This window comes from Enterobacter cloacae complex sp. SHL018 (assembly GCF_049237905.1).
Taxonomy (GTDB): Bacteria; Pseudomonadota; Gammaproteobacteria; order Enterobacterales; family Enterobacteriaceae; genus Enterobacter; species Enterobacter hormaechei_C.
The window spans coordinates 505,241-528,662 of the sequence record NZ_JBMKJE010000002.1 but is presented as its reverse complement, the minus strand read 5'-3'; the positions used below and the strand labels follow the sequence as shown (position 1 = coordinate 528,662).

Here is a 23,422-nt window from a genome sequence, read left to right as displayed (position 1 = left end):
AAACGGCAACCTCAGGGTTGCCGTTTTGCATTTACCCTGTAGGCCCGGTAAGGCGTAGCCGCCACCGGGCTTTTCTTTTTAACTGCGCAGGGCGTTCTTCGCTAAACGCGCGTCTTCCGCCTGACAGGCCGCTGCGGTAAACAGCACGTCGGTAGAGGAGTTCAGCGCGGTTTCGCAGGAATCCTGCAATACGCCGATAATGAAGCCGACCGCGACAACCTGCATGGCAATCTCGTTCGGAATACCGAACATGTTACAGGCCAGCGGGATCAGCAGCAGCGAGCCGCCCGCCACGCCGGATGCGCCACAGGCACACAGTGATGCAACGACGCTCAGCAGCAGCGCGGTTGGCAGATCCACCGGAATGCCCAGCGTATGCACCGCCGCCAGCGTCAGCACGGTGATGGTGATCGCCGCACCTGCCATGTTCACGGTTGCACCCAGAGGAATCGACACCGAATAGGTATCGCGATCCAGATTCAGCTTCTCCGCCAGCGCCATGTTGACCGGAATGTTTGCCGCCGAGCTGCGGGTGAAGAAGGCATACACGCCGCTTTCACGCAAGCAGGTCAGCACCAGCGGATACGGGTTGCGGCGGATCTGCCAGAACACCAGCAGCGGGTTGATCACCAGCGCCACCAGCAGCATACAGCCGACCAGGACGACCAGCAGCTGCGCGTAGCCCCACAGTGCATCGAAACCGGTGGTGGCCAGCGTCGAAGAAACCAGACCAAAGATCCCGACTGGCGCAAAGCGAATCACCAGCTTCACCATAAAGGTGACAGCGTTGGACATATCGTTCACCAGGTTTTTCGTGGTCTCGTTACCATGACGCAGCGCGAAGCCCAGACCGATCGCCCAGACCAGGATGCCGATGTAGTTCGCGTTCATCAGCGCGGTGACGGGGTTAGAGACCATGCTCATCAGCAGACCGCGAAGCACTTCCACAATCCCGGACGGCGGGGTGATATCACCGGCCGCGCTGGTCAGGTGCAGCGTGGACGGGAACAGGAAGCTAAACACCACGGCCGTTAAGGCAGCAGAGAAGGTTCCCAGCAGATACAGGAACAGAATAGGGCGAATGTTGGTTTTTTGTCCGTGCTGGTGGTTGGCAATCGACGCCATCACCAGCATCAGCACCAGTACCGGGGCGACGGCCTTCAGTGCGCCAACGAAAAGGGTGCCGAGCAGCCCCGTCGCTTCCGCGGCAGGTTTTGACACCATCGCCAGCAGAATACCCAGTACCAACCCGACCAGAATTTGTTTTACAAGACTGCCCTGCGCCAGGCGCGCGAACAGACCGCGTGATTGTGTGCTCATACGTTATTCCTGAGTGAAATTGCGTTCCATCCTGATGTGCTCTAAGTCACATTTGTGTCCGGATGTAAGTATTTGTTTGCCTGGTTGAGTATCAGGGAAAGCAGCGAAAGGCGGAAGCGTAAAATGCTGGATTTTACGTGTTGCGTCATGTTTTTTAACTATTGGTTAACGAAAGTGCCGGGTGGCGCTACGCTTACCCGGCCTACATTGCATTTCCCCCTCTCCCTGTGGGAGAGGGTTGGGGTGAGGGCATCAGCCCGCACCGAACGTTGCACTAAGCCTGCTGCTTCTTATCGTGCTGGCGGTTAACCCAGGTATTGATAATCAGCGTCACCAGCAGAATGCCAAACACCACGCCGAGCGAAATGGCGATAGGAATATGGTAGAAATCGACGATCAGCATCTTGATACCGATAAACACCAGAATCACCGACAGACCGTACTTCAGCATTGAGAAGCGCTCTGCCGCACCCGCCAGCAGGAAGTACATCGCACGCAGGCCGAGGATGGCGAACAGGTTAGAGGTCAGCACGATGAACGGGTCGGTAGTGACCGCAAAGATAGCCGGGATACTGTCCACCGCGAAAATCACGTCGCTCAGTTCGACCAGAATCAGCACCAGCAGCAGCGGGGTGGCGAACAGCAGGCCGTTCTTACGCACGAAGAAATGCTCGCTCTCGATCTTGTCCGTCATGCGCAGATGACCCCGGATCCACTTCACCAGCGGCTTATCACCGATACCGGTATCGTCTTCTTTCGCCAGCGCCATTTTTACCCCGGTGAACAGCAGGAACGCGCCAAACACATACAGCAGCCATTCGAACTGGGTAATCAGCCAGCTACCGGCGAAGATCATGATGGTACGCAGGACAATAGCGCCCAGCACGCCGTACACCAGCACGCGACGTTGCAGAGCCGCAGGTACGGCGAAGTAGCTGAACAGCATCAGCCAGACGAAGACGTTATCAACCGCCAGCGCTTTTTCAATCAGATAGCCGGTGAGGAAGGCGAGTGCCTGAGGATCGGCCACCGCGCGGCCTTCGGTTGAGGCCAGATACCACCAGAAGGCGGCGCAGAAGAGGAGTGAGAGGGTAACCCATACCAGCGACCAGACGGCGGCTTGCTTGACGCTCATGCCGTGCTCGCCGCGACGGCCCTGCAAAAAGAGGTCGATTGCCAGCATGATGAGCACGACAACCGCGAATCCGCCCCACAGCATTGGAGTGCCGACAGAATGCATACTATTTTCCTTACACATAAAAAACAAAAACGGCCATGGTCAGAAGACGATAGCCGTTAGCTTTTTATGCATAGACCTCGCCTTCCGGCAAGGTCTCACTTACAACCACGAAGGTTGCCCGGCGACCGGATGCGGTTTTGCACGCATCGTAATGACGATCCACCGGCGAAGAAGTTACTCCCCTTTGCAGGTAACAAATTATGTCAGACCATCGGTTTCGTCAATGGTCTGCACGATTTCATTACACAGTTTTACGCGACGGCTTCCACATTCACGCCGTCTGCGGGGAAGATCACGCCAGTCTGTCGGCGGATCTCCGTTTGCAGCTTCGCCGTGGTGCGGCTGATCGCCAGCCCCGGGTGGTTCACTTCGTTGTCTTCTACCAGACGGGCGAAGACCTCTGCCTCATAGAGCATAGTGTTAATATGCTGAGGCTGCGTCAGCTCCTGCGCTTTGCCGCCGCGGGGAACGATGCTTAGCTTCTGGCATTCGGAGATTTTTTCGATCACCAGCGAGCCGTCTTCGCCCTGAATTTCGCTTGGCAGTACGGAGTCACTGACCTTCGAGTGCTGCAACGTCACGCTAAAATCACCGTAATCCAGCACCACAACGCCGTGTGCATCCACGCCGCTTTCCAGCAGGCTGGCGGTGGCGGTTACGCCGTGCGGTTCACCCCACAGGGCGACCGCAGAGGCCAGGCAGTAAAAACCGATATCCATAATCGAGCCATTCGAGAATGCCGGGTTAAAGGTGTTCGGGTTTTCGCCGTCCAGGTAGCGCTGGTAGCGCGAGGAATACTGGCAGTAGTTGATAAAGGCTTTACGCACTTTGCCAATTTTCGGCAGCGATTGCTGCAACAGCAGGAAGTTCGGCAGGCTGGCGGTTTTGAACGCTTCAAACAGCACCACCTGGTTTTCGCGGGCAAGCGCAATGGCGGCTTCCACTTCCTCAATATTCGAGGCGAGCGGCTTCTCGCAGATCACATGCTTTTTGTGGCTGAGGAACAGCTTCGTTTGCGGGAAGTGCAGAGAATTCGGGCTGGCGATATAGACCGCGTCAATGGCGTCGCTTTGCGCCATCTCATCGAGCGAGGTGAACAGATGTTCAACCAGGTAGTCATTCGCAAAACTCTGCGCCTGCTCAAGGCTGCGGGAATAGACTGCGGTGAGCTTATATTTGCCGGTTTCGTGGGCGGCGTCGACGAACTGGCGCGTGATCCAGTTCGTACCGATGACTGCGAAACGTATCATAAACGTTTACGTACTCCGTAGCAGGGAACCTAAAGCCACTGTAGCACGTCATCATGACATTTCGCGTGCGCTACTGCGCATTACTCTTTAACGATAAATGCGTCAGCCACAAACGGGTATCAAACTCCAGCTGGTGGTACTGCGGCTCCATATGGCAGCACAGTGAGTAGAACGCTTTGTCGTGCTCTTTCTCTTTCAGGTGCGCCAGCTCGTGCACCACGATCATCCGCAGAAAGGCTTCCGGCGCATTGCGAAAGGCGGTCGCGACGCGGATCTCCGCTTTGGCCTTCAGCTTGCCGCCCTGTACGCGGGAGATGGCGGTATGCAGGCCGAGCGCGTTTTTCAGCACGTGGATCTTATTGTCGTACATCACCTTGTTGATCGGCGGGGCGCTCTTAAGATACTGGTTTTTCAGATCCTGCGTATACTGCCAGAGGGCTTTGTCAGTCGCGAAATCATGCGTGCCCGGGTAGCGTTTTTCCAGCACCGCGCCGAGCTTTCCCGCGGCAATCAGGTCACGAACCTGGGAAAGTAAATGCTCCGGATAGCCCTGGAGATAAGTCAGCTGGTTCATCAAAACCCCAAAATAGTGTGAAAACGGGTATACTCACGCACCCTTTTCAGGGATACGCCAAATTTTACCATTCAGGAGGGCCGATGAGCCACTTAGACAACGGTTTCCGTTCACTCAACCTTAAACGTTTCCCGGAAACGGACGACGTTAACCCGCTTCAGGCGTGGGAAGCGGCGGATGAATATCTGCTGCAACAGTTGGATGGGACTGAAATCAGCGGCCCGGTTCTGATCCTGAATGACGCGTTTGGCGCGCTGGCCTGCGCGCTGGCGGAACATGCGCCTTACAGTATCGGCGATTCTTACTTAAGCGAGCTGGCGACGCGTGAAAACCTGCGTCACAACGATATCGAAGAATCCAGCGTGAAGTTCCTCGACAGCACCGCGGACTACCCGCAGGCGCCGGGCGTGGTGCTGATTAAAGTGCCCAAAACCATGGCGCTGCTGGAGCAGCAGCTTCGCGCGCTGCGTAAGGTCGTGACGCCGGATACGCGTATTATCGCGGGTGCCAAAGCGCGCGATATTCACACCTCGACGCTGGAATTGTTCGAGAAAGTGCTCGGCCCGACCACCACTACGCTTGCCTGGAAAAAAGCGCGCCTGATCAACTGTACCTTCAGCGCACCGGCGCTGGCCGACGCGCCGGAGACGCTGAGCTGGAAGCTGGAAGGCACCGACTGGACCATCCACAACCACGCGAACGTTTTCTCCCGTACCGGTCTGGATATCGGCGCACGCTTCTTTATGGAACATCTGCCGGAAAACCTGGAAGGGGAAATCGTTGATCTCGGCTGCGGTAATGGCGTGATTGGCCTGACGCTGCTGGCGAAGAACCCGGAGGCCAGCGTGGTGTTCAGCGACGAATCGCCAATGGCGGTGGCCTCCAGCCGTCTGAACGTGGAAACCAACCTGCCGGAGGCACTGGATCGCTGCGAGTTTATGATCAATAACGCGCTGTCGGGCGTAGAGCCTTTCCGCTTCAACGCGGTATTCTGTAACCCGCCATTCCACCAGAAGCACGCCCTGACGGATAACGTCGCGTGGGAGATGTTCCACCACGCGCGCCGCTGCCTGAAAATCAACGGCGAGCTGTATATCGTGGCGAACCGCCACCTGGACTACTTCCACAAGCTGAAGAAGATTTTCGGCAACTGTGTCACCATTGCCACCAATAACAAATTCGTGGTGCTGAAATCGGTGAAGCTGGGGCGTCGTCGGTAAGATCGCTTTGCCTGGCGGCGCTTCGCTTGCACAGGCCTACGTAGTGTGCGGTCTGATGCCCGGTGGCGCTTCGCTTACCGGGCCTACAATGGCCTCGGACTCGTAGGCCCGGTAAGCGAAGCGCCACCGGGCGATGCAGTTAAATACTCAGCGCCAACTTCGTCCCCTGCGCAATTGCCCGCCGCGCATCCAGCTCCATCGCCACATCGCACCCGCCGATCAAATGCACCGTTTTCCCCGCCTCACGCAGCGGATCCGCCAGATCCCGCTTCGGCTCCTGCCCGGCGCACAAAATCACATGATCCACGCGCAGCAGTTGCGGTTCGCCGCCGATCAGCACGTGCAGCCCGTCGTCGTCAATCTTCTGGTAGCTCACCCCCGGGATCATCTTCACCCCGCGCGAGAGCAGGGTGGCGCGGTGGATCCAGCCCGTGGTTTTTCCCAGACCTTCACCCGGCTTGCTGGCTTTACGCTGGAGCATCACCATCTGACGCGGGCTTTTCGGCAGCTGCGGACCTTCCGGGCGTAAACCACCGGACTGACTGAGGCTGGTATCAATGCCCCATTCCACGCAGAACTCAGCGATGTTCTGGCTGGTGGCTTCGCCCGGCTGGCTTAAATACATCGCAGTATCAAAACCGATCCCGCCGCAGCCGATGATCGCCACCTTCTCGCCAACCGGCGCTTTGTCCCTTAATACATCCAGATAGCTCAATACCTTCGGATGATCGATGCCTTCGATCGCAGGCGTGCGCGGGGCAATCCCACTCGCCAGGATCACCTCGTCGAAACCGATCAGATCCGCCGCGCTGACAAGCTGGTTAAGCCGTAAATCAACACCCGTCAGGTCGATCATCCGGCGGTAATAGCGCAGGGTTTCATAGAACTCCTCTTTGCCGGGGATCTGTCTGGCGATAGTAAACTGCCCGCCGATCTCGCCTGCGGCATCAAACAGCGTCACGCTGTGCCCGCGCGAGGCGGCATTGACCGCAAACGCCAGGCCCGCCGGGCCTGCGCCCACCACGGCCAGGCGTTTTTTATTGACCGCAGGAACGATCGGCATTTTGGTTTCATGGCAGGCGCGGGGGTTCACCAGGCATGAGGTGACCTTGCCGACGAAGATCTGATCCAGACACGCCTGGTTACAGCCGATGCAGGTGTTGATCTCATCCGCACGGCCACTTTGCGCTTTGGAGAGCAGTTCGGCATCCGCGAGGAACGGGCGTGCCATCGATACCATATCGGCATCGCCGCGGGAGATCACATCGTCCGCCACCTGCGGATCGTTAATGCGGTTGGTGGTCACCAGTGGAACGGAGACTTTCCCTTTCAGCTTGCGCGTTACCCAGCTGAACGCCGCGCGCGGCACCGGCGTGGCGATGGTCGGGATGCGCGCTTCGTGCCAGCCAATACCGGTGTTGATGATGGTGGCGCCAGCGGCTTCAATCGCCTGCGCCAGCTGCACGGTTTCGTCGAAGGTGCCGCCGCCTTCCACCAGGTCGAGCATCGACAGGCGGAAGATGATAATAAAATCCGTACCCGCACGTTCACGCACCGCGCGCACCACCTCCACGGCAAAACGCATCCGGCGGGCATAGTCGCCACCCCATTCGTCGTCGCGCTGGTTGGTGCGGGCGGCGAGGAATTCGTTGATCAGATACCCTTCCGAGCCCATCACCTCAACGCCGTCGTAGCCCGCTTCCCGCGCCAGCGCCGCGCAGCGGGCAAAATCGTCTATCAGCGCCAGGATCTCGTCGTGGCTGAGGGCATGGGGAGTAAAGCGGTTAATCGGCGCCTGAATAGCCGAGGGTGCAACCAGGTTCGGCTGATAGCTGTAGCGTCCGGTATGCAGAATTTGCAGGGCGATTTTGCCGCCCTCGCTATGGACCGCGTCGGTCACAATGCGGTGATGCGGCAGCTGTGACGCATCGTTCAACACTGCGCCGCCCTCCATCGTCACCCCGGAAGGGGCAGGGGCTACGCCGCCGGTGACAATCAGCGCCACCCCGTGGCGCGCGCGCTCGGCATAGAAGGCTGCCAGACGTTCAGCCCCGTCCGGACGCTCCTCCAGCCCGGTGTGCATCGAGCCCATCAGCACGCGGTTTTTGAGGGTGGTGAACCCCAGATCGAGAGGGGCGAATAACGACGGGTAGCGGCTCATAGTTTCTTCCAGTGTAAAATTATTGTTATGTGGTCGGATGAGTTACTAATTTAGCCAGCGGCAGCGGAAAGGTAAAAGCGGGATCGAATGATTGTGATAGATCTCAAAGAACTTCCCCGGTTGCGCTGCGCTTACCGGGGCTACAAACCGTAGGCCGGATAAGCGCAGCGCCATCCGGCGTATTTTACGGCGCCGCTGCCCGCACCAGCCCCGGCGCCTGCCACATCGACGTGGTCAGCCCGCTGTCCACCAGCCCGAGCTGGTCGGCATACACCGCCTGCCATTTCTGCATCATGCCGTCGTACAGCTCGCGGTGCTGCGGGTTCGGCGTGAACTCGCGGCTCCACTTCACCAGCCGCTCGCCCGTCGAAGCCATATCCGCAAACAACCCCGCGCCAGCACCTGCCGCAATCGCGCAACCCAGCGCCGTTGCCTCTTTGACTTCCGGCACGCGCACCGGCAGCCCGGTAACGTCGCTTAAAATCTGGCTCCACAGGGCGCCTTTGGCCCCGCCGCCCGCAAACACCAGGCTCTCAAACGTCACGCCGGAGAAGTGGGAAATCTGCGCCAGGTTGCAGGCCGAGACGATGGCCGCGTTCTCTTCCAGCGCGCGGAACAGCGTCGCTTTGTTGCACTTTTCCGGGTCGATGGAGAGGTTAATAAACGACGGCGCTGCGTGATACCACTGCTTAAAATGCATCGCGTCGGAGAAGATCGGCATTACGCCGTGGGAGCCCGCCGGGACGCGGCTCGCCATCTCTTCGAGCAGGGAGTAGGTGTCCATTCCCATTCGTTCGGCAATCAGCTTCTCTTCGGCGCAGAAGGCGTCGCGGAACCAGCGCATGGTTAGCCCGGTAAAGAAGCTGATCGACTCCGCCTGCGCCATGCCGGGAATGACGTGCGGGTTTACGCGGATGTTCATCTCAGGGTCGGTGCGCACCTGCGGCAGATTCACCACCTGCTGCCAGAAGGTGCCGCCGAGAACCGCCGTTTGTCCGGCGCGGACCACGCCCAGCCCCAGACAGCCCAGCTGCACGTCGCCGCCGCCCATCACCACCGGTGTGCCTTCGCGCAGGCCGCTCTGCTGCGCGGCCTCTTTGGTGACAGCGCCCAGCACGGTGCCGGTCTCTTTCACCGGGGAGAGGATATCGGCGCGCAGCCCGGCCATGTCGAGCAGCGCCGGACGCCAGTCGCGGGAGAAGAGATCCAGCATGCCGGTGGTGCCCGCATTGGACGGATCGACCGCCAGCTCACCGGAGAGCTTCGCCGCCAGCCAGTCGCTGATCATGGTGATGGTGGCGGCTTTACGATAAATATCCGGACGATGGTGCGCCAGCCACAGCAGGCGCGGCATGGCGCTGAGGGCAAGCGTCTGGCCGGAAACATCATACACTTCGGATTCAAACCGGTAGTCGTGGATCTCTTTGAGTTCAGCCACCTCGCGGCTGGCGCGGGCGTCGACGTTGGCGCAGGCCCAGATAGCCTCGCCGTTGCGGTCGTACAGCACAATCCCTTCGCGCATCGAGCAGCAGGCGACGGACTGAATATCCGCCGCGCTCAGGCGTGCGCGCTCCAGCGCCTGATGAATACACCGGCAGGCCAGCCGCCAGTTGGTGTCGAGGTCGAACTCCATCGAGCCCGGCACGTTCTCCACGCTCAGGTGCTTCCACTCGGCCTGGCCAACGGCAATCTGGTTGCCCTGTAAATCAAAAATCACGGCGCGAACGCTGCCTGTCCCTGCATCTAACGCTAAAAGGTAACTCATGAGCTTGCCTCGTGTCAGGCGCAGGGCTGCTCTTATCCGGCCAGAGCCAGCACCGCGCGGGCTGTCGTCTCTTCCGTCACCAGGCCATTAATACGGCGACCTTTCAGTGCGGCATAAATCGCATCGGCTTTCTCTTCCCCTCCGGCCACGCCTACGATGGTGGGCAGCTGCGCCAGTTCATCGAGCGTGACGCCCAGTAATTCTTTGTGGATCTCCAGCTCCTCAACGCATTCCCCTTCGGCATTGAGGAAATAGCCAAGGATATCGCCCACCGCGCCTTTACGGGCGTACATCAGCTGTTCACCTTCGCTGATATAGCCGGAGCGCAGTATCGTCGCGTCACGGCGCTGGTTTACCGAGCCAATCCCGACCACCGCCACGTCAGCCGCGGTGGCGGCGAGGATCACGTCCCGCACGCTGGTTTCGCGCTTTAAGATCCCGGCGACTTCAGCGGATGACACGCGAAGCGGGGCGGGGATCATGCTGACGCTACAGGCTGCATCCAGCTGGCCGATACCGGTCATATACGGCCCGACGCCGCCGGAGAGCGTCACCAGGCGGATCTGCTGCGAGCTGATAAAGCCGCTTAAGTGTTGCAGACTGCTCATGGTGGTTTCACCGAAGCCCACCGCTAACAGCTGGCCGGGTTGCAGTACGCCCATCAGCGACTGTGCCGCGCCAATGCCCAGCCGCACGTTCATCGGCGGCGTATTCAGGGCGGGCATCACGCGCACCAGCTTCAGGCCAAATCGTTGTTGCAGCTCGGTTTCCAGCGCCAGGCAGCCCTCGTAGCGGGAGTTGATCTGCACGCGGATCACCCCGGACTGACGGCCTTTCTCCAGCAGGCGGGAGATCTTCAGACGCGGCAGCCCGAGCCGTTCGCCGATGTCGTTCTGGGTCAGCCCGTCGTGGTAGTAGCACCAGGCCACGCGCGCCACCAGCTCCTCTTCCGCCAGTGCCAGCCCGGCAAACCGTCCTTCTTCCGCAGTGCGTTTATCGCTCATAATTGAACTCTTATAAAAATTTAGATCATATGTTCGTGATGGTGCGACGTGAAAATGTGAGCCACGCGACAAAACGGATCTTTTCGATCGTTTCCGCTTTATCTGAATCTCAATCGATAAAACTGTGATCCCTGCACGGTTGTAAATATAGTTCACCGTCTACGCTTTTGAACATTATTAAATCTAAAAATCATTTGTTCAATAGCGGAGCGATGATGACACCACTTCTCGACGCGCGTGATATCAGCAAGCAGTTTTCAGGCGTACCGGTCTTAAAAGGCATTGATTTCACGCTGCTTGCGGGGCAGGTGCATGCGCTGATGGGCGGTAACGGCGCGGGAAAATCGACGCTGATGAAGATCATCGCCGGGGTAGAAACCCCGGATAGCGGTGAACTTTCGGTGGCGGGTGAGTCTTTTGCACGGCTTACCCCGGCGCAGGCGCACAGGTTAGGCATTTATCTGGTGCCGCAGGAGCCGCTGCTATTTCCCAACCTGACGGTGCGGGAAAACATCCTGTTTCGTCTGCCGCGAGAGCGCGATCGGGAAAAACGCCTGGCGGAAAAACTCCGGCAGCTGCAATGCCAACTTAACCTCGACGCTACCGCCAGCACCCTCGAGGTGGCGGACCAGCAGATGGTGGAGATCCTGCGCGGGCTGATGCGCAACGCCAGAATTCTGATCCTTGATGAACCCACGGCCTCGCTGACGCCCGGTGAAACCGAACGGCTGTTTCGCCAGATCCGCGCCTTGCAGGATCTTGGCGTCGGGATTGTTTTTATCTCGCATAAGCTGCCGGAGATTCGACAGCTGGCGAGTCACGTCTCAGTGATGCGCGACGGCGCGGTGGTGCTCAGCGGCGAAACTGCGCATTTTGACGATAACGCCCTGATCGCCGCCATGACGCCTGTAAGCCGGGAAGCATCCCTGAGCGATACGCAAAAGCTGTGGCTGGCGCTGCCGGGCAACCGCCGCACCCAGGCGCAGGATTTTCCCGTGCTGCGCGTGGAAGCGCTCACCGGGGAGGGCTTTATCGATCTCAGCCTTGAGATTTACGCCGGGGAGATTGTCGGTCTGGCCGGGCTGGTGGGGTCCGGGCGCACCGAGTTTGCCGAAACGCTCTACGGCCTGCGTCCGGTTCGCGGCGGGCGGGTGTGGCTGGAGAGCCAGGAGATCACCGCCGATCCGGTCAGTTCACGCCTGCAAAAAGGGCTGGTCTATCTGCCGGAAGACAGGCAGGTGTCCGGCCTGTTTCTCGACGCGCCGATCCGTTGGAACACCGTGGCGCTGAACGAGCCGTCGCTCTGGCAGCAGCGAAAGCGGGAGTCTGCGGTAGTGGAACGCTATCACCGGGCGCTGGGGATCAAGCTCAACCATGCGGATCAAACCGTGCGCACGCTCTCCGGTGGTAATCAGCAGAAGGTGCTGCTGGCGCGCTGTCTTGAGGCCAATCCGCTGCTGCTGATCGTCGATGAACCGACGCGCGGCGTGGACGTATCGGCGCGCGCTGATATTTATCAGCTGCTGAAAAGCGTGGCGGCGCAGAACGTGGCGGTGCTGATGATCTCAAGCGATCTCGATGAGTTTCCCGGCCTCGCGGATCGGGTGCTGGTAATGCACCAGGGCGTACTCAGCGGCGAGCTGCCGCGCCAGGCCGTCAGCCTCGACCGGATGATGGCGCTGGCGTTTGGAGGGCAATCATGAAGATCTTACTGAAAAACCGCGAGCTGAGCGCATTTCTCGCCATTCTGGCGCTCTTTGCCGTGCTGGTGGCGCTGAACCCGTCCTACCTGAGCTTACAGACGCTGGGGATGATATTCGCCAGCTCGCAGATCTTGATCCTGCTGGCTATCGGCGCGGCGCTGGTGATGCTGACCCGCAATATTGACGTCTCCGTCGGCTCCACCGTCGGGCTTTCCGCTATTGCCGTCGGCGTGGCGCTGAACGGCGGCTACAGCCTGCCCGTTTCCATTCTCTTCGCGCTGTCGCTCGGCGCGCTGGCGGGGGCGTTCAACGGTTTTCTGGTGGTGGGCCTGCGCATTCCGGCGATTGTCGCCACCCTCGGCACGCTGGGGCTGTATCGTGGGGCGATGCTGCTGTGGACCGGCGGGAAGTGGATAGAAGGGCTGCTGCCGGGGCTGAAATCTCTCTCTGAGCCCGCCGCCGTCGGCATTTCGCCGCTCGGCATACTGGTGTTGATTATCGCGGCCATCGGCGCGTGGACGCTGTCGCGCACCGCCTTTGGACGTGATTTTTACGCCGTGGGGGATAACCTCGCCGCCGCGCGCCAGCTGGGCGTGGCGGTGAACCGCACCCGCATGATCGCCTTTACCCTCAACGGCATGCTGGCGGCCTGCGCCGGGATTGTGTTTGCCTCACAGATTGGCTTCGTGCCCAACCAGACCGGCAGCGGGCTGGAGATGAAAGCCATCGCCGCCTGCGTGCTCGGTGGCATCTCGCTGCTGGGCGGCACCGGCACGCTGGTCGGCGCCTTACTCGGCGCGTTCTTCCTCACCCAAATCGATACCGTGCTGGTGCTGTTCAGGCTCCCGGCGTGGTGGAACGACTTTATCGCCGGGCTGGTGCTGCTGGGTGTGCTGGTGCTCGACGGGCGGCTGCGTCAGGCGCTCTCACGGCATCAGCGGGCGCTGAAATACAGCCGTTTCCAGCCGGGTAACAAAGGGGGAAAGCACGTTACCCCGTTTCCGAAACGCAAAAAAGAGGTGGCGTAAATGAGGCTTAACTGGGAAAGCGCGCTGCTGATTTTACTGGTGCTGGAGATCCTGCTCTTCGGCGCCATCAACCCGCGCATGCTTGATATCAACATGCTGCTGTTCAGCACCAGCGACTTTATCTGCATTGGCATTGTGGCGCTGCCGCTTACGCTGGTGATTATCAGCGGCGGGATCGATATTTCCCTCGGCTCAACCATCGGCCTGTGCGCCATCGCGCTGGGGGTGATGATGCAGGCAGGGTGGCCGATGGCGGTTGCCATCCCTCTGACGCTGCTGCTCGGCCTGCTGTGCGGGCTGGTGAATGCGGCGCTGATCCACTACACCGGCATCAGCCCGTTGGTCATTACCCTCGGCACGCTCTACCTCTACGGCGGCGGGGCGCTGCTGCTCTCCGGCATGGCGGGGGCGACGGGCTACGAGGGGATCGGCGGCTTCCCGGATGGCTTCACGGCGTTCGCTAACCTCACGGTGGTGGGCCTGCCGATCCCGCTGGTGCTGTTCGCGGTGATTACCGCTTTCTTCTGGCTGATTACCCACCGCGGGCGCTTTGGTCGGCATCTGTTTTTGATTGGGCAGAACCCGCGCGCGGCGCGCTATGCGGCGCTGTCGGTGAACGGCATGCCGTATGCGCTGTACGGCCTGGTGGGGGTAGCCTCGGCGGTTGCCGCCCTGGTGATGGTTTCCTATTTCGGTTCCGCGCGCTCGGATCTGGGGCGCGATTTACTCATGCCCGCGCTCACCGCCGCCGTACTCGGCGGGGCCAATATCTACGGCGGGTCAGGTTCGGTTGTCGGTACGGCGCTGGCGGCGTTGCTGGTGGGGTACCTGCAACAGGGTTTACAGATGGTCGGCATCCCCAACCAGGTGTCGAGCGCGCTGTCAGGGGCGCTGCTGGTTGTGGTGGTGATGGGACGTTCGCTGAGTCTGCACCGCGAATGGGTGCGTTCTCTCTTCAGAAAACTATCCGGAGCGTAAGATGAAAACAAAACTATTCGTCCTGGCAATGGCCCTCAGCTTCGCTTCGGCGCAGGCGGCGGACCGCATTGCCTTTATCCCGAAACTGGTAGGCGTGGGATTCTTCACCAGCGGCGGCAACGGCGCGAAAGAGGCGGGGAAAGATCTTGGCGTGGACGTCACCTACGACGGCCCGACCGAGCCGAGCGTCTCCGGCCAGGTGCAGCTCATCAATAACTTCGTCAACCAGGGTTATAACGCCATCATCGTCTCTGCCGTGTCGCCGGACGGTCTCTGCCCGGCGCTGAAGCGCGCGATGCAGCGTGGCGTGAAGGTCCTGACCTGGGACTCCGACACCAAACCGGAATGCCGCAGCATCTATATCAACCAGGGCACGCCGGAACAGCTCGGCGGCCTGCTGGTGGAGATGGCAGGCAAGCAGGTCACCAAACCGAACGCGAAAGTGGCGTTCTTCTACTCCAGCCCGACAGTCACCGACCAGAACCAGTGGGTGAAAGAGGCGAAGGCAAAAATCGAGAAAGATCATCCCCAATGGCAGATCGTCACCACCCAGTTTGGTTATAACGACGCCACCAAATCCCTGCAAACCGCCGAGGGGATCTTAAAAGCGTATCCGGATCTGGATGCGATTATCGCCCCGGACGCCAACGCCCTGCCAGCCGCGGCACAGGCGGCGGAAAACCTGAAGCGGGAAGGGGTGGCGATTGTCGGCTTCAGCACGCCGAACGTGATGCGTCCATATGTTGAGCGCGGCACGGTGAAAGCCTTCGGCCTGTGGGACGTGGTGCAACAGGGCAAAATTGCGGTCAATGTCGCCGATCGTTTACTGAAAAAAGGCGATCTTAACCCTGGCGACAGCGTCGACGTGAAAGATATCGGAACGCTGAAGGTCGAGCCGAACAGCGTGCAGGGCTACCAGTATGAGGCGAAGGGCAATGGCATTGTGCTGCTGCCGGAGCGGGTGGTGTTCACCAAAGAGAACATCAACAAATACGATTTCTGACGGGGGAGCAAATGGCTGATTTAGACGACATCAAAGACGGCAAGGATTTTGGCATCGGCACGCCGCAGCAAAATGTGCCGTACACCCTGAAGGGCTGCGGCTCGCTGGACTGGGGAATGCAGTCGAGGCTTTCGCGCATCTTCAATCCGCAGAGCAACCGCACGGTGATGCTGGCCTTTGACCACGGCTACTTTCAGGGGCCGACCACCGGTCTTGAGCGTATCGACCTCTCCATCGCGCCGCTGTTTGGTGAGACCGACGTGCTGATGTGTACCCGCGGCATCCTCAGGAGCCAGGTACCTGCCGCGACGAACAAACCGGTGGTGCTGCGCGCCTCCGGCGGTAACTCGATTCTGGGCGAGCTGTCCAACGAGTGCGTGGCGGTGGCGATGGAGGACGCCCTGCGCCTGAACGTCTGCGCGGTGGCGGCGCAGGTGTATATCGGCAGCGAATTTGAACATCAGTCGATCAACAACATCATCAAGCTGGTGGACGCGGGGGCGCGCTACGGCATGCCGACGCTGGCGGTGACGGGCGTCGGCAAGGAGATGGCGCGCGACGCGCGCTATTTCTCGCTGGCCAGCCGCATCGCGGCCGAAATGGGGGCGCAGTTCGTCAAAACCTACTACGTGGACGAGGGCTTTGAAAAAGTGACCGCCAGCTGCCCGGTGCCGATTGTGATCGCCGGGGGCAAAAAGCTGCCCGAGCACGAGGCGCTGGAGATGTGCTGGCGGGCGATTGACCAGGGGGCGTCCGGCGTGGACATGGGGCGGAATATCTTCCAGTCCAGCGCGCCACTCGCCATGCTGAAAGCGGTGAAGAAAGTGGTTCACGAGAACATGAGCGCCCGGGAGGCGTTTCAGTTCTGGCAGGAAGAGAAACAGGGAGAAGCAAAATGAACGTGACGTTAGTGGAGATCAACATCAAGCCCGAGCGGGTGGACGAGTTTCTGGAGGTATTTCGCGCCAACCACGAGGGGGCGATCAAGGAGCCGGGCAACCTGCGCTTTGATGTCTTGCAGGACCCGCGGGTGAAAACCCGCTTCTTTATCTACGAAGCCTATAAAGACGAAGCGGCGGTGCTGGCGCATAAGCAAACGCCACACTATCTGGCGTGCGTGGATAAGCTTGAAGAGCTGATGTCAGAGCCGCGCAAAAAACGCTGTTTTGTGGGGTTGTTGCCGGAGTAGCGGCTTTGCCCGGTGGCGCTGCGCTTACCGGGCCTACGGGGGATGGTGCGGTGTTTGCCCGGTGGCGCTGCGCTTACCGGGCCTACGGGGGATGGTGCGATGTTTGCCCGGTGGCGCTGCGCTTACCGGGCCTACATATGCAGTATTTGTAGGCCGGGTAAGCGAAGCGCCACCCGGCGTTGTTCACGCCAGCTCCAGCAACTGAATACGCGCCGTCGCGCCCGGCATCAGCTTTTGCAGATTGCTCACCAGCTCATCGCCAGCTTCCTGTAATGCCGCCAGCGGCATCGACGGCAGGCTTTCGAGAATAAACCACATGGACTGCGCCTGACTGTCCAGACGCGTGCGTACCCCCTGTCGCCAGTTCCAGCGGCGGCAGGTGACGCCGAGATCGTCACGCCAGATAACTTCGCCTGGCTCCGGATTTTCTACAACCGGCTCACCTTCTTTAAAGGTATCAAACGGCTCGCTGCCGTCGGCCAGCGTCAGGCGCGGCGCTCCCGAGTAAGCCGCCAGATTTTCTCCCCCTACCGGAATAGCGTAGCGGATACTGATGGCATTATAGACATCCACCACCGGGTCGAGCGGCGGCAGCGAACCGTCTCTCATCACGCGCTTGCGCAGGGCCGAGGCCGAGCAGGGCGTACGTTTGGGTTTTGCACCAAAGGCTTTAAACACCTCATCCCAGGCGGCGAGATGATTTTCTGCCCAGGGCACATCATCATTGAGCATCTGCTGGCAGGCCTGCGCCAGCGCAGCGGGCGCAACCTCCGGTTGGGTAATCGGGGCAGCTTCAACCAGAATGCTCAGTGCCCGAAAGCCGGGCGCGATCCCGACAAGTCGCGAATCTATTGACGGTGTTAGAAGAGACATAAATAATCCTGTATTGACTGTTTTATACCATGGTAGTGACCAATGACTGATAAAGTCAATATAATGACCGATGCGGGCGCCGATGTTGCCCAGGTAAGCCTGGCCGTGGCGAACCGTATCCGCAGCTGGCGGAAAGAGAAAAAGCTGTCGCTGGACGAGCTTTCCCGCCGCGCCAGCGTCAGCAAAGGCATGCTGGTGGAGATCGAAAAAGGGGCTGCCAACCCCAGCATTGCCATTCTGTGCAAACTGGCCGCCGCGCTTGGCGTCTCGGTGGCAGACATCGTTAACGTCTCCAGCGAGCCGCAGGTACACATTATTCAGGAAGAGGCGATCCCGGTTCTGTGGCAGGGCGCACAGGGCGGTTATGCCAGATTGCTGGCAGGCACCGCAGGCCCGGATATGATTGAGCTGTGGCAGTGGGAGATGCATCCTGGAGAGACTTTCACCTCTCCGGGACATCCGGCGGGAACGTTTGAACTGCTGCACGTGAACGAAGGCGTATTAACCCTGACGGTGGACGAGACGGTGGTACAGGTTAATGCTGGCGCGTCGGCGGTAGCGAAAACGGAAGCGGCGCACGGCTATGCCAATGAGGGAGAAAAAGTGCTGCGCTTTACCATGACGGTAGCGGAGTTTCACCGCTAGTGTCGGTCCGCTGCCAGGATACCCCCGCGAGCAATTATTTCACCGTGCGGGCGATCGAGGGCAATATCCGCCCCTCGTCGCTCAGCGACTGCCAGGTGAGCTGGCACCTGGCAGTCCCTTTACACCAGTCCGTTCGTCGCTGGCTCAGAGGGGCGACAACGCCGGCGTTATCCACCCGCGTTCCGTTAACGGAAAGCTGATACAGCGTAACGTAATAAGGCGACGGGTTTTCAACCGTCAGCCCGTCGGCGGTCAGCTGCCAGCGTAGCTGACGATAGGCCAGCGCCGGTTCGCCCTGAAGCCCCTCCGGGCGATAGATAAACTTCATGCTGGAACGTACCGCCATCTGAACGTTATCGCTGTGACGCTGGCTGGCCGGAATGGAGGCAATGCTTAGCGTGAAAAGCGTTTCGCGATCGGCAGGAAGCGGCGCATCGGCGCGAAACAGACGGATCTTATTCTCACGTCCGGGCTGGAGTGCAAAAAGTGGCGGCGTCGCGGTAAACCACGCGGTGGCCGCTTCGGGGGGCTGCTGCGCCCCCGGCCATCGGCCGCCGCGATAAATTTTTGTGCCAATCAGATACGGCAGCGAGGACTTATTGCGCACGGTGACGCTGATAGCGCGCTGATCCTGAGGATAAACAAACCGCGTGCCGCCAATCACCACCCCGGCCTGAGTGGGCAAGAGCCAGAAAGACGCGGCGGTCAGCAGGGCTATCTCCGCTTTTTTCAGCAGGCTGGCCTCACGCATAGGTCAGCACAAAGGTGGCGGCAGCGTTAGCCACCCCCGGCGTAACGGCGTTCGTCACGGCGAGGTAGCGGGCGTAAAAATGCAGCGCCAGGGTGGTCTGGTCATTGCTTAGCGCGAACGGCAGGCTTTCATCCCCCATGGCGATCAGCGATTTATCAGGATTATAGAGGCCGATAGCCACGCCGGTTGCATAGTCCGGCCCGCCGGTCAGGGCCAGCAGATCGCTATTGTTACCGTCCGGCGTGCCTTCAAAATGGGTGCTGACGGCGGATAACCCGGCGCCGCAGGCTTCAAGGTTAATAGTGAACGGCTCATAGGGCGTTTCGTTTTTTTGCCCGGCCAGCTGGCGGGCCGCCACATCATGCATCTCCACTACCAGCTGTTCCGAGCCGGGGGAGACAATACAGGTTTTGCCTTTCACCACGCCGGTAATATAGACCGTGCCGTCATGGGCGAGCGTCTTGCCTGACAACAGCAGCGCGCAACAGATAAATAACCTGTTCAGGATCGTCATTCTGTCTCCTTACTGGTAAAGCAGATCGAAATACATCACGGCGGTGGCGTTGCCGGTGGTGACCGTCGGCAGCGTAGATTTATAGCGCAGGAAGAAGGTCAGCGTGTTATCGCCCGGCAGCAGGGGATATAGCGGCGACTCGGTATTATTGATCGGGACAGACGCCCGCGCGCTGTCGAGCAGCTCGACTGCCAGTCCGGTCGCCATCATGTGCTGCGTCCCTTTTCCCGTATCTGATAAGGCAAGCAGCGTGGGATCGTTGGCGTCCGCGTCGCCGGTAAACCAGACGGTCGTGCCGCCGATTGCGCGGGTGCAGTTTTTGAGCGTGATGGCAAACTGCTTTTCCGGTGTCGTGGCGCCCACGCGCGGAAATTCCTCTGTCGTAAATTCACCCAGGTCGATCGTTTGCTCTGCGCTGTTAGTATCGACGTTACAGGATTCCCCAACGATGGTGCCGATAAACTGCACGTTAAAGCTTGTGTCGTCAGCCTTCACCAGCGGCGGGTTTAACAGGGCCACGCTCAGCCATACGGTGTTTTTCCATGAAATGGTCATTACGCTTCCTCAGGCGAAATCAATGCGTAACAGCGCCAGCGCCCTGAAGACGCCCAGCTCTGGCGACTGCCCGGTGGTGCTGATGGGGTAGGCTTGCAGCGTCACGTCCGCGCGTCCTGACATATCCGTGGTAAAGGGGACGCTGCTTGAGAACACGTTTGGCCGCAGGATCTCGCCCTGCGGGCTGGTCACGACGACGGCCACGTCCGGGTTATCCGTCGCCAGCGCGTTGGCGAAACGAGCGTCTGCCGTCCCCTGTACCCGTAGGGTGAGCTGCGCCGGTGAGTTGACATCAGCGTTGCATTCGATCGGCACGGTAAAGGTTTTTGGCGCTACGCTGTCGGGTCGCTGTCCGGCCTGGGTGAAATCGCCGTGGTAGAGTGCCCCAAAATCGACGGTGACGGTTTGCCCGGCGTTAATCACGCAGTTTTGCGGGACGGTTATTACGCCGCTGTAGGTGATCTGATAAACGATTACGGTGGGCCGGTCATTTTCCGTCGTGGTGACATAGACGTTAAACATCAGTTTCGGCGGGATCACGACCGAGCCGATGAACGGCCTGACAATCTGTATTTTGAAGGTCAGATTGCTGTCGTTCACCGGGAAGACGCCGCCCGTATCCACCTCTTCGTGCCCCCCCATGTGGACATACTCCACCGGCGGATAAAAATCGCCGATGGTGGCATCATGGATTTTCATCGCACCGATAATATAATCCGGATCAAGCTGTAAATATTTCCACTCGCCTTCCGTTTTGACCACGGGGAAAGGTGAGATATAGGTACGATAGGTGCGCTTCTCCCAGTTGCCTGGGGGACAGGTGGCGTTGACGTGGATATCCTGGGTTCGGTTCAGCTCTGTACCGTTGCCCTTGATGTTTTGATCCGTGGTGAGCGTGGTGGTCAGATCGTAATTCACCATGGAAATTCCGCCGTTAGCGTTTTTGCACGTTGCGGCCAGGCTGCTCAGCGAAAAAAGTAGCCCAGCGGCAGAGAGAAGCATCATCCTTAATTTCATTTATGAACACTCCATGGTGATCCGCAGCAGCGGCTGTTTGCTTTCAGGTAAGTGGTAGTTGGCCGTACAGCGCTTATCCGCCCCTTCTCCCCATTGCGCCTTCAACACTCCCTTTTGGCTCAGGCCGGAGAGGTAGGTTTCGCCTTCTTCGCCTACGATGGTGTCGCTGCCGTTATCGTCGCGGGAAACCATGGCGCCAAACGGCACCGGCTTGCCGTGGTAGCGCAGCGTTACCAGCGCGCGTGCGCCCAGACGGGCGTTAAACGTGGCGCGCACGATGGCGCCGTGGGTCGGCACCACGCTGGTGACGGCATCATCGATATCCATGGCGTCTGAGAGGGAGTTAATGTCCAGCGCCATCCTGTTCAGATGGTAGGCCGAGGCGTAAGGCACCACCGCATAGCCGCGTCCGTCGGTATGGATACCGGGTTCATTCTCGACGCTGACGTCCGCTGCGCCCGGTACGGCAATCAGCACGTTGGTATCACCCAGTGGCTGGCTTAAGGTGATGCCGTTGCGGTGGGCTACCACGCCTCCGCTCAGGCCGTAGGTCACTTCCCGATAATCGCCGTTATCGCTGTAGTTGTAGCCCAGGCTGGCGTTGCCGTAGGCGGCATCGTATTCCAGACTGGCGGAACCTTGCGAGCCAGCCCCCTGGCTGGCATAACCTTCCTGCACGCTGTAGTTAAGGTTGTTCTCCGCCAGCAGCGTGCCGTTAATCCCCGCGTTCTGAGATGTTTCTCCATGTTTATTGGCGCTCATGCCGTAGGTGGCATAGGCGTAGTTCCGCTTCTGGCTGACGTCATTGGCAGGTGAAAGCCACTGGCTAAGCGGGAAGGAAAGGTTAATCGCATAAATCTCATCGCTATCCGACATGCCCGGCGATTTGTTGTAGTTGTAGGTCAGGCTGTATGAGATCCCGGCCCAGGTACCGCTGTATCCCACCTGGACGAGCGTGTTTTTGTCGTCCGTGTGCCAGTAGCTCTGCTGGCTTCCGGTCACGAACAGCGAGCCGAGCCCGCCTAGCTGCTGCGAAATATTGAATTGAAGCTTGCCGCGTTTAGTCCAGTTGAGGTTGTAGTAGTCCAGCCAGTTCGTGGCCTCATTCGCGTCATCCTGCTCCGCATCGCCCGTATAGCCCTGCATATGGGTGTAGGTTGTCTCATCCAGGTTATAGAACCCGGACGTGGAGTAGCGGTAGCCCAGCAGCTGGAAGTTCGTACCCATCTTGTTGAGGGATTTGGCATACAGGAAACGAAGAGACTGCCCCGTATGGCTGGTGTCGTCGGCCAGCGTACTGCGCGCGTGGGTAACGTCGAGAGAGACGGCGCCAAAGTTGCCCATATTGAGGCCAGCGCCAAGAGCCAGCGCGTGATAATCGCCGGAAAGCTGTGAGCCGCCATAGACGGTTACGCCCTGCGGTAGCCCCCAAATCAGCGTGCCCTGGGCAAAATTCACCTCGTCCTGCTGACCGTTATTGCTGCGGTACTGTGCCGCCGTCAGGGCATACTTCACCCGCCCTTCGCGCTGGAGGAGCGGTACGGCGGAGTAAGGAACGGAATAGCGGGAGATACTGCCGTCCGTCTCCTTCACTTCTACCGTGAGGTCGCCGCTGGAGGAGGTTGGGAAGAGATCGTTAATGGCGAAGGCGCCGGGCGGAACGTAGCTCTGGTAAAGACTATAGCCGTTCTGCTTGATGGTGACCTGCGCGTTGCTTTTGGCAATTCCGCGAATTGTGGGCGCAAAGCCTTTCATGCTGTCTGGCAGCATGTTGTCGTCCGAGGCGATCTGCGCGCCGCGAAAGGGAAGGCTGTCGAAAATTTCCGACGAGGTATAGCTATCGCCCACCGTCAGTCTGCCCTTTAGCGGAATCACCGTCCGCTCAAGATAGGTGTTGATATGTTCCCATTCGCTATGGCGGTTCTCGTCGCTGTTATAGTAGTTCCACGTCGAGTAGTCCCGCAGACGCCACGCACCAAGATTCACCCCGCTGTTCAGGCCGAGGAAATAGCTTTTGTGGGTTGTGCCGTTTTCGCTGCGATCGCGGCTGTATGAGCCGCTAAAGTTATAGTTCAGCAGCAGAGCGTTAATACCTTCATCCCACTGCTCTGGCGGGATATAGCCGCGCGCGTTGTTGCGTAATGCGGCCTGCGGAATGCTGATTTCCAGACGCTGCTGTTCGAAATTAAAGAGAGTGGCAGCGGCCGGAATAATGGCGGCAATGTCCACGCAGCTGTCGGCTTTCGCGGCGGCCAGCGCCGGGAATGCCTGAACGTTGACGCCCAGGTTTTCATACGCTTTGGGCGTCAGGCAGGCCATTAGCCCCGTGTCGTCGCCCTGTACGGCTCCGTCCGTTACGGCTCTGGCGATAAAGTTGATATCGCGGGTGGTGACAAATGTTCCATTCAGCCAGAGATCCACGCGATAGACGCCCGGCGCCTGGCCATTTGTTGAAAAACGGGAGAGATCCGCCACGGCGGAAGGATCGCTCGACAAAAATGCCGGGTTAAAAAAATACTCCGCGCGCACGGTGATGGACGAAAGGAGTCCCGCAATCGTCAACGCCAGCGGCGTTAGCGACGCTCTGACGAGCGCGTTAAATCTTCGTGGCTGAACACGCTTCATGTCTTCC

21 protein-coding genes are annotated in these 23,422 nt (G+C 59.5%); 8 read left to right on the top strand and 13 right to left on the bottom strand.

Going from position 1 to position 23,422, the window contains the following annotated elements; genetic code table 11:
* Positions 1–78 precede the first annotated feature (78 nt).
* From sstT to ACOTY5_RS12315, 4 genes are all read right to left on the bottom strand, one after another.
* Positions 79–1,320, bottom strand: a complete 1,242-nt coding sequence (gene sstT / locus ACOTY5_RS12330) for a serine/threonine transporter SstT (RefSeq protein WP_017382425.1) — start codon at positions 1,318–1,320, stop codon at positions 79–81.
* 274 nt (positions 1,321–1,594) lie between these two features.
* A complete protein-coding gene (locus ACOTY5_RS12325) occupies positions 1,595–2,560 on the bottom strand; it encodes a TerC family protein (protein ID WP_017382424.1) in 966 nt (321 codons plus the stop codon).
* A 251-nt stretch (positions 2,561–2,811) separates the two neighbouring features.
* Positions 2,812–3,810 (bottom strand): Gfo/Idh/MocA family protein, encoded by a 999-nt coding sequence (locus tag ACOTY5_RS12320; protein ID WP_003862623.1) that lies wholly within the window; start codon positions 3,808–3,810, stop codon positions 2,812–2,814.
* A gap of 70 nt (positions 3,811–3,880) precedes the next feature.
* On the bottom strand, positions 3,881–4,384 hold the full coding sequence (locus ACOTY5_RS12315) for a YgjP-like metallopeptidase domain-containing protein (protein ID WP_017694291.1): 504 nt from the start codon (positions 4,382–4,384) through the stop codon (positions 3,881–3,883).
* An 83-nt stretch (positions 4,385–4,467) separates the two neighbouring features.
* On the opposite strand from ACOTY5_RS12315, the gene rlmG reads away from it, so the two are divergent.
* Positions 4,468–5,604, top strand: a complete 1,137-nt coding sequence (rlmG, locus tag ACOTY5_RS12310) for a 23S rRNA (guanine(1835)-N(2))-methyltransferase RlmG (RefSeq protein ID WP_015571936.1) — start codon at positions 4,468–4,470, stop codon at positions 5,602–5,604.
* A 139-nt stretch (positions 5,605–5,743) separates the two neighbouring features.
* Here the strand turns inward: rlmG and ACOTY5_RS12305 are convergent, their stop codons facing one another.
* From ACOTY5_RS12305 to lsrR, 3 genes are all read right to left on the bottom strand, one after another.
* A complete protein-coding gene (locus tag ACOTY5_RS12305; RefSeq protein WP_062934109.1) occupies positions 5,744–7,765 on the bottom strand; it encodes an NADPH-dependent 2,4-dienoyl-CoA reductase in 2,022 nt (673 codons plus the stop codon).
* A gap of 184 nt (positions 7,766–7,949) precedes the next feature.
* Entirely contained in the window at positions 7,950–9,530 is a 1,581-nt protein-coding gene (gene lsrK, locus ACOTY5_RS12300; protein ID WP_015571934.1) for an autoinducer-2 kinase, read from the bottom strand.
* Positions 9,531–9,562: 32 nt separating this feature from the next.
* Positions 9,563–10,534: a transcriptional regulator LsrR gene (lsrR, locus tag ACOTY5_RS12295; RefSeq protein ID WP_015571933.1), complete on the bottom strand. Its 972-nt coding sequence runs from the start codon at positions 10,532–10,534 to the stop codon at positions 9,563–9,565.
* Positions 10,535–10,749: 215 nt separating this feature from the next.
* On the opposite strand from lsrR, the gene lsrA reads away from it, so the two are divergent.
* The 6 genes from lsrA to lsrG are packed head-to-tail and all read left to right on the top strand — an operon-like array spanning position 10,750 to position 16,435.
* Positions 10,750–12,237: an autoinducer 2 ABC transporter ATP-binding protein LsrA gene (gene lsrA, locus ACOTY5_RS12290; RefSeq protein ID WP_032655185.1), complete on the top strand. Its 1,488-nt coding sequence runs from the start codon at positions 10,750–10,752 to the stop codon at positions 12,235–12,237.
* The gene (gene lsrC, locus ACOTY5_RS12285; RefSeq protein ID WP_045141800.1) at positions 12,234–13,265 is read left to right on the top strand and encodes an autoinducer 2 ABC transporter permease LsrC; all 1,032 of its coding nucleotides are present in this window, start codon (positions 12,234–12,236) and stop codon (positions 13,263–13,265) included. The genes lsrA and lsrC overlap by 4 nt, the downstream gene beginning before the upstream one ends.
* Entirely contained in the window at positions 13,266–14,243 is a 978-nt protein-coding gene (gene lsrD / locus ACOTY5_RS12280) for an autoinducer 2 ABC transporter permease LsrD (RefSeq protein WP_032655179.1), read from the top strand.
* A 1-nt stretch (position 14,244) separates the two neighbouring features.
* Complete coding sequence (gene lsrB / locus ACOTY5_RS12275) at positions 14,245–15,246, top strand: autoinducer 2 ABC transporter substrate-binding protein LsrB (protein ID WP_015571929.1); 1,002 nt, start codon at positions 14,245–14,247, stop codon at positions 15,244–15,246.
* An 11-nt stretch (positions 15,247–15,257) separates the two neighbouring features.
* Positions 15,258–16,145 (top strand): 3-hydroxy-5-phosphonooxypentane-2,4-dione thiolase, encoded by an 888-nt coding sequence (gene lsrF / locus ACOTY5_RS12270; protein ID WP_032660401.1) that lies wholly within the window; start codon positions 15,258–15,260, stop codon positions 16,143–16,145.
* Positions 16,142–16,435 (top strand): (4S)-4-hydroxy-5-phosphonooxypentane-2,3-dione isomerase, encoded by a 294-nt coding sequence (gene lsrG / locus ACOTY5_RS12265; RefSeq protein ID WP_023295476.1) that lies wholly within the window; start codon positions 16,142–16,144, stop codon positions 16,433–16,435. Before lsrF ends, lsrG begins: the two co-directional genes overlap by 4 nt.
* A gap of 183 nt (positions 16,436–16,618) precedes the next feature.
* On the opposite strand, the gene ACOTY5_RS12260 is transcribed toward lsrG, so the two are convergent.
* Positions 16,619–17,308 carry a B3/4 domain-containing protein gene (locus tag ACOTY5_RS12260; RefSeq protein ID WP_017382414.1) on the bottom strand — a complete coding sequence of 230 codons (690 nt, stop codon included), beginning with the start codon at positions 17,306–17,308 and terminating at the stop codon, positions 16,619–16,621.
* A 42-nt stretch (positions 17,309–17,350) separates the two neighbouring features.
* On the opposite strand from ACOTY5_RS12260, the gene ACOTY5_RS12255 reads away from it, so the two are divergent.
* Complete coding sequence (locus ACOTY5_RS12255) at positions 17,351–17,953, top strand: helix-turn-helix domain-containing protein (RefSeq protein ID WP_045141801.1); 603 nt, start codon at positions 17,351–17,353, stop codon at positions 17,951–17,953.
* 34 nt (positions 17,954–17,987) lie between these two features.
* Here the strand turns inward: ACOTY5_RS12255 and ACOTY5_RS12250 are convergent, their stop codons facing one another.
* From ACOTY5_RS12250 to ACOTY5_RS12230, 5 genes are read right to left on the bottom strand one after another with little or no spacing between them, the layout of a single operon-like run.
* Positions 17,988–18,704: a fimbria/pilus periplasmic chaperone gene (locus ACOTY5_RS12250; RefSeq protein WP_045141802.1), complete on the bottom strand. Its 717-nt coding sequence runs from the start codon at positions 18,702–18,704 to the stop codon at positions 17,988–17,990.
* Positions 18,697–19,218, bottom strand: a complete 522-nt coding sequence (locus ACOTY5_RS12245; protein WP_017692635.1) for a fimbrial protein — start codon at positions 19,216–19,218, stop codon at positions 18,697–18,699. The genes ACOTY5_RS12250 and ACOTY5_RS12245 overlap by 8 nt, the downstream gene beginning before the upstream one ends.
* A gap of 9 nt (positions 19,219–19,227) precedes the next feature.
* On the bottom strand, positions 19,228–19,773 hold the full coding sequence (locus ACOTY5_RS12240; RefSeq protein WP_015571924.1) for a fimbrial protein: 546 nt from the start codon (positions 19,771–19,773) through the stop codon (positions 19,228–19,230).
* Between the two features lie 9 nt (positions 19,774–19,782).
* Entirely contained in the window at positions 19,783–20,790 is a 1,008-nt protein-coding gene (locus ACOTY5_RS12235; RefSeq protein WP_023295472.1) for a fimbrial protein, read from the bottom strand.
* A complete protein-coding gene (locus tag ACOTY5_RS12230) occupies positions 20,791–23,415 on the bottom strand; it encodes a fimbrial biogenesis usher protein (protein ID WP_045141803.1) in 2,625 nt (874 codons plus the stop codon).
* Between the last annotated feature and the right edge of the window lie 7 nt (positions 23,416–23,422).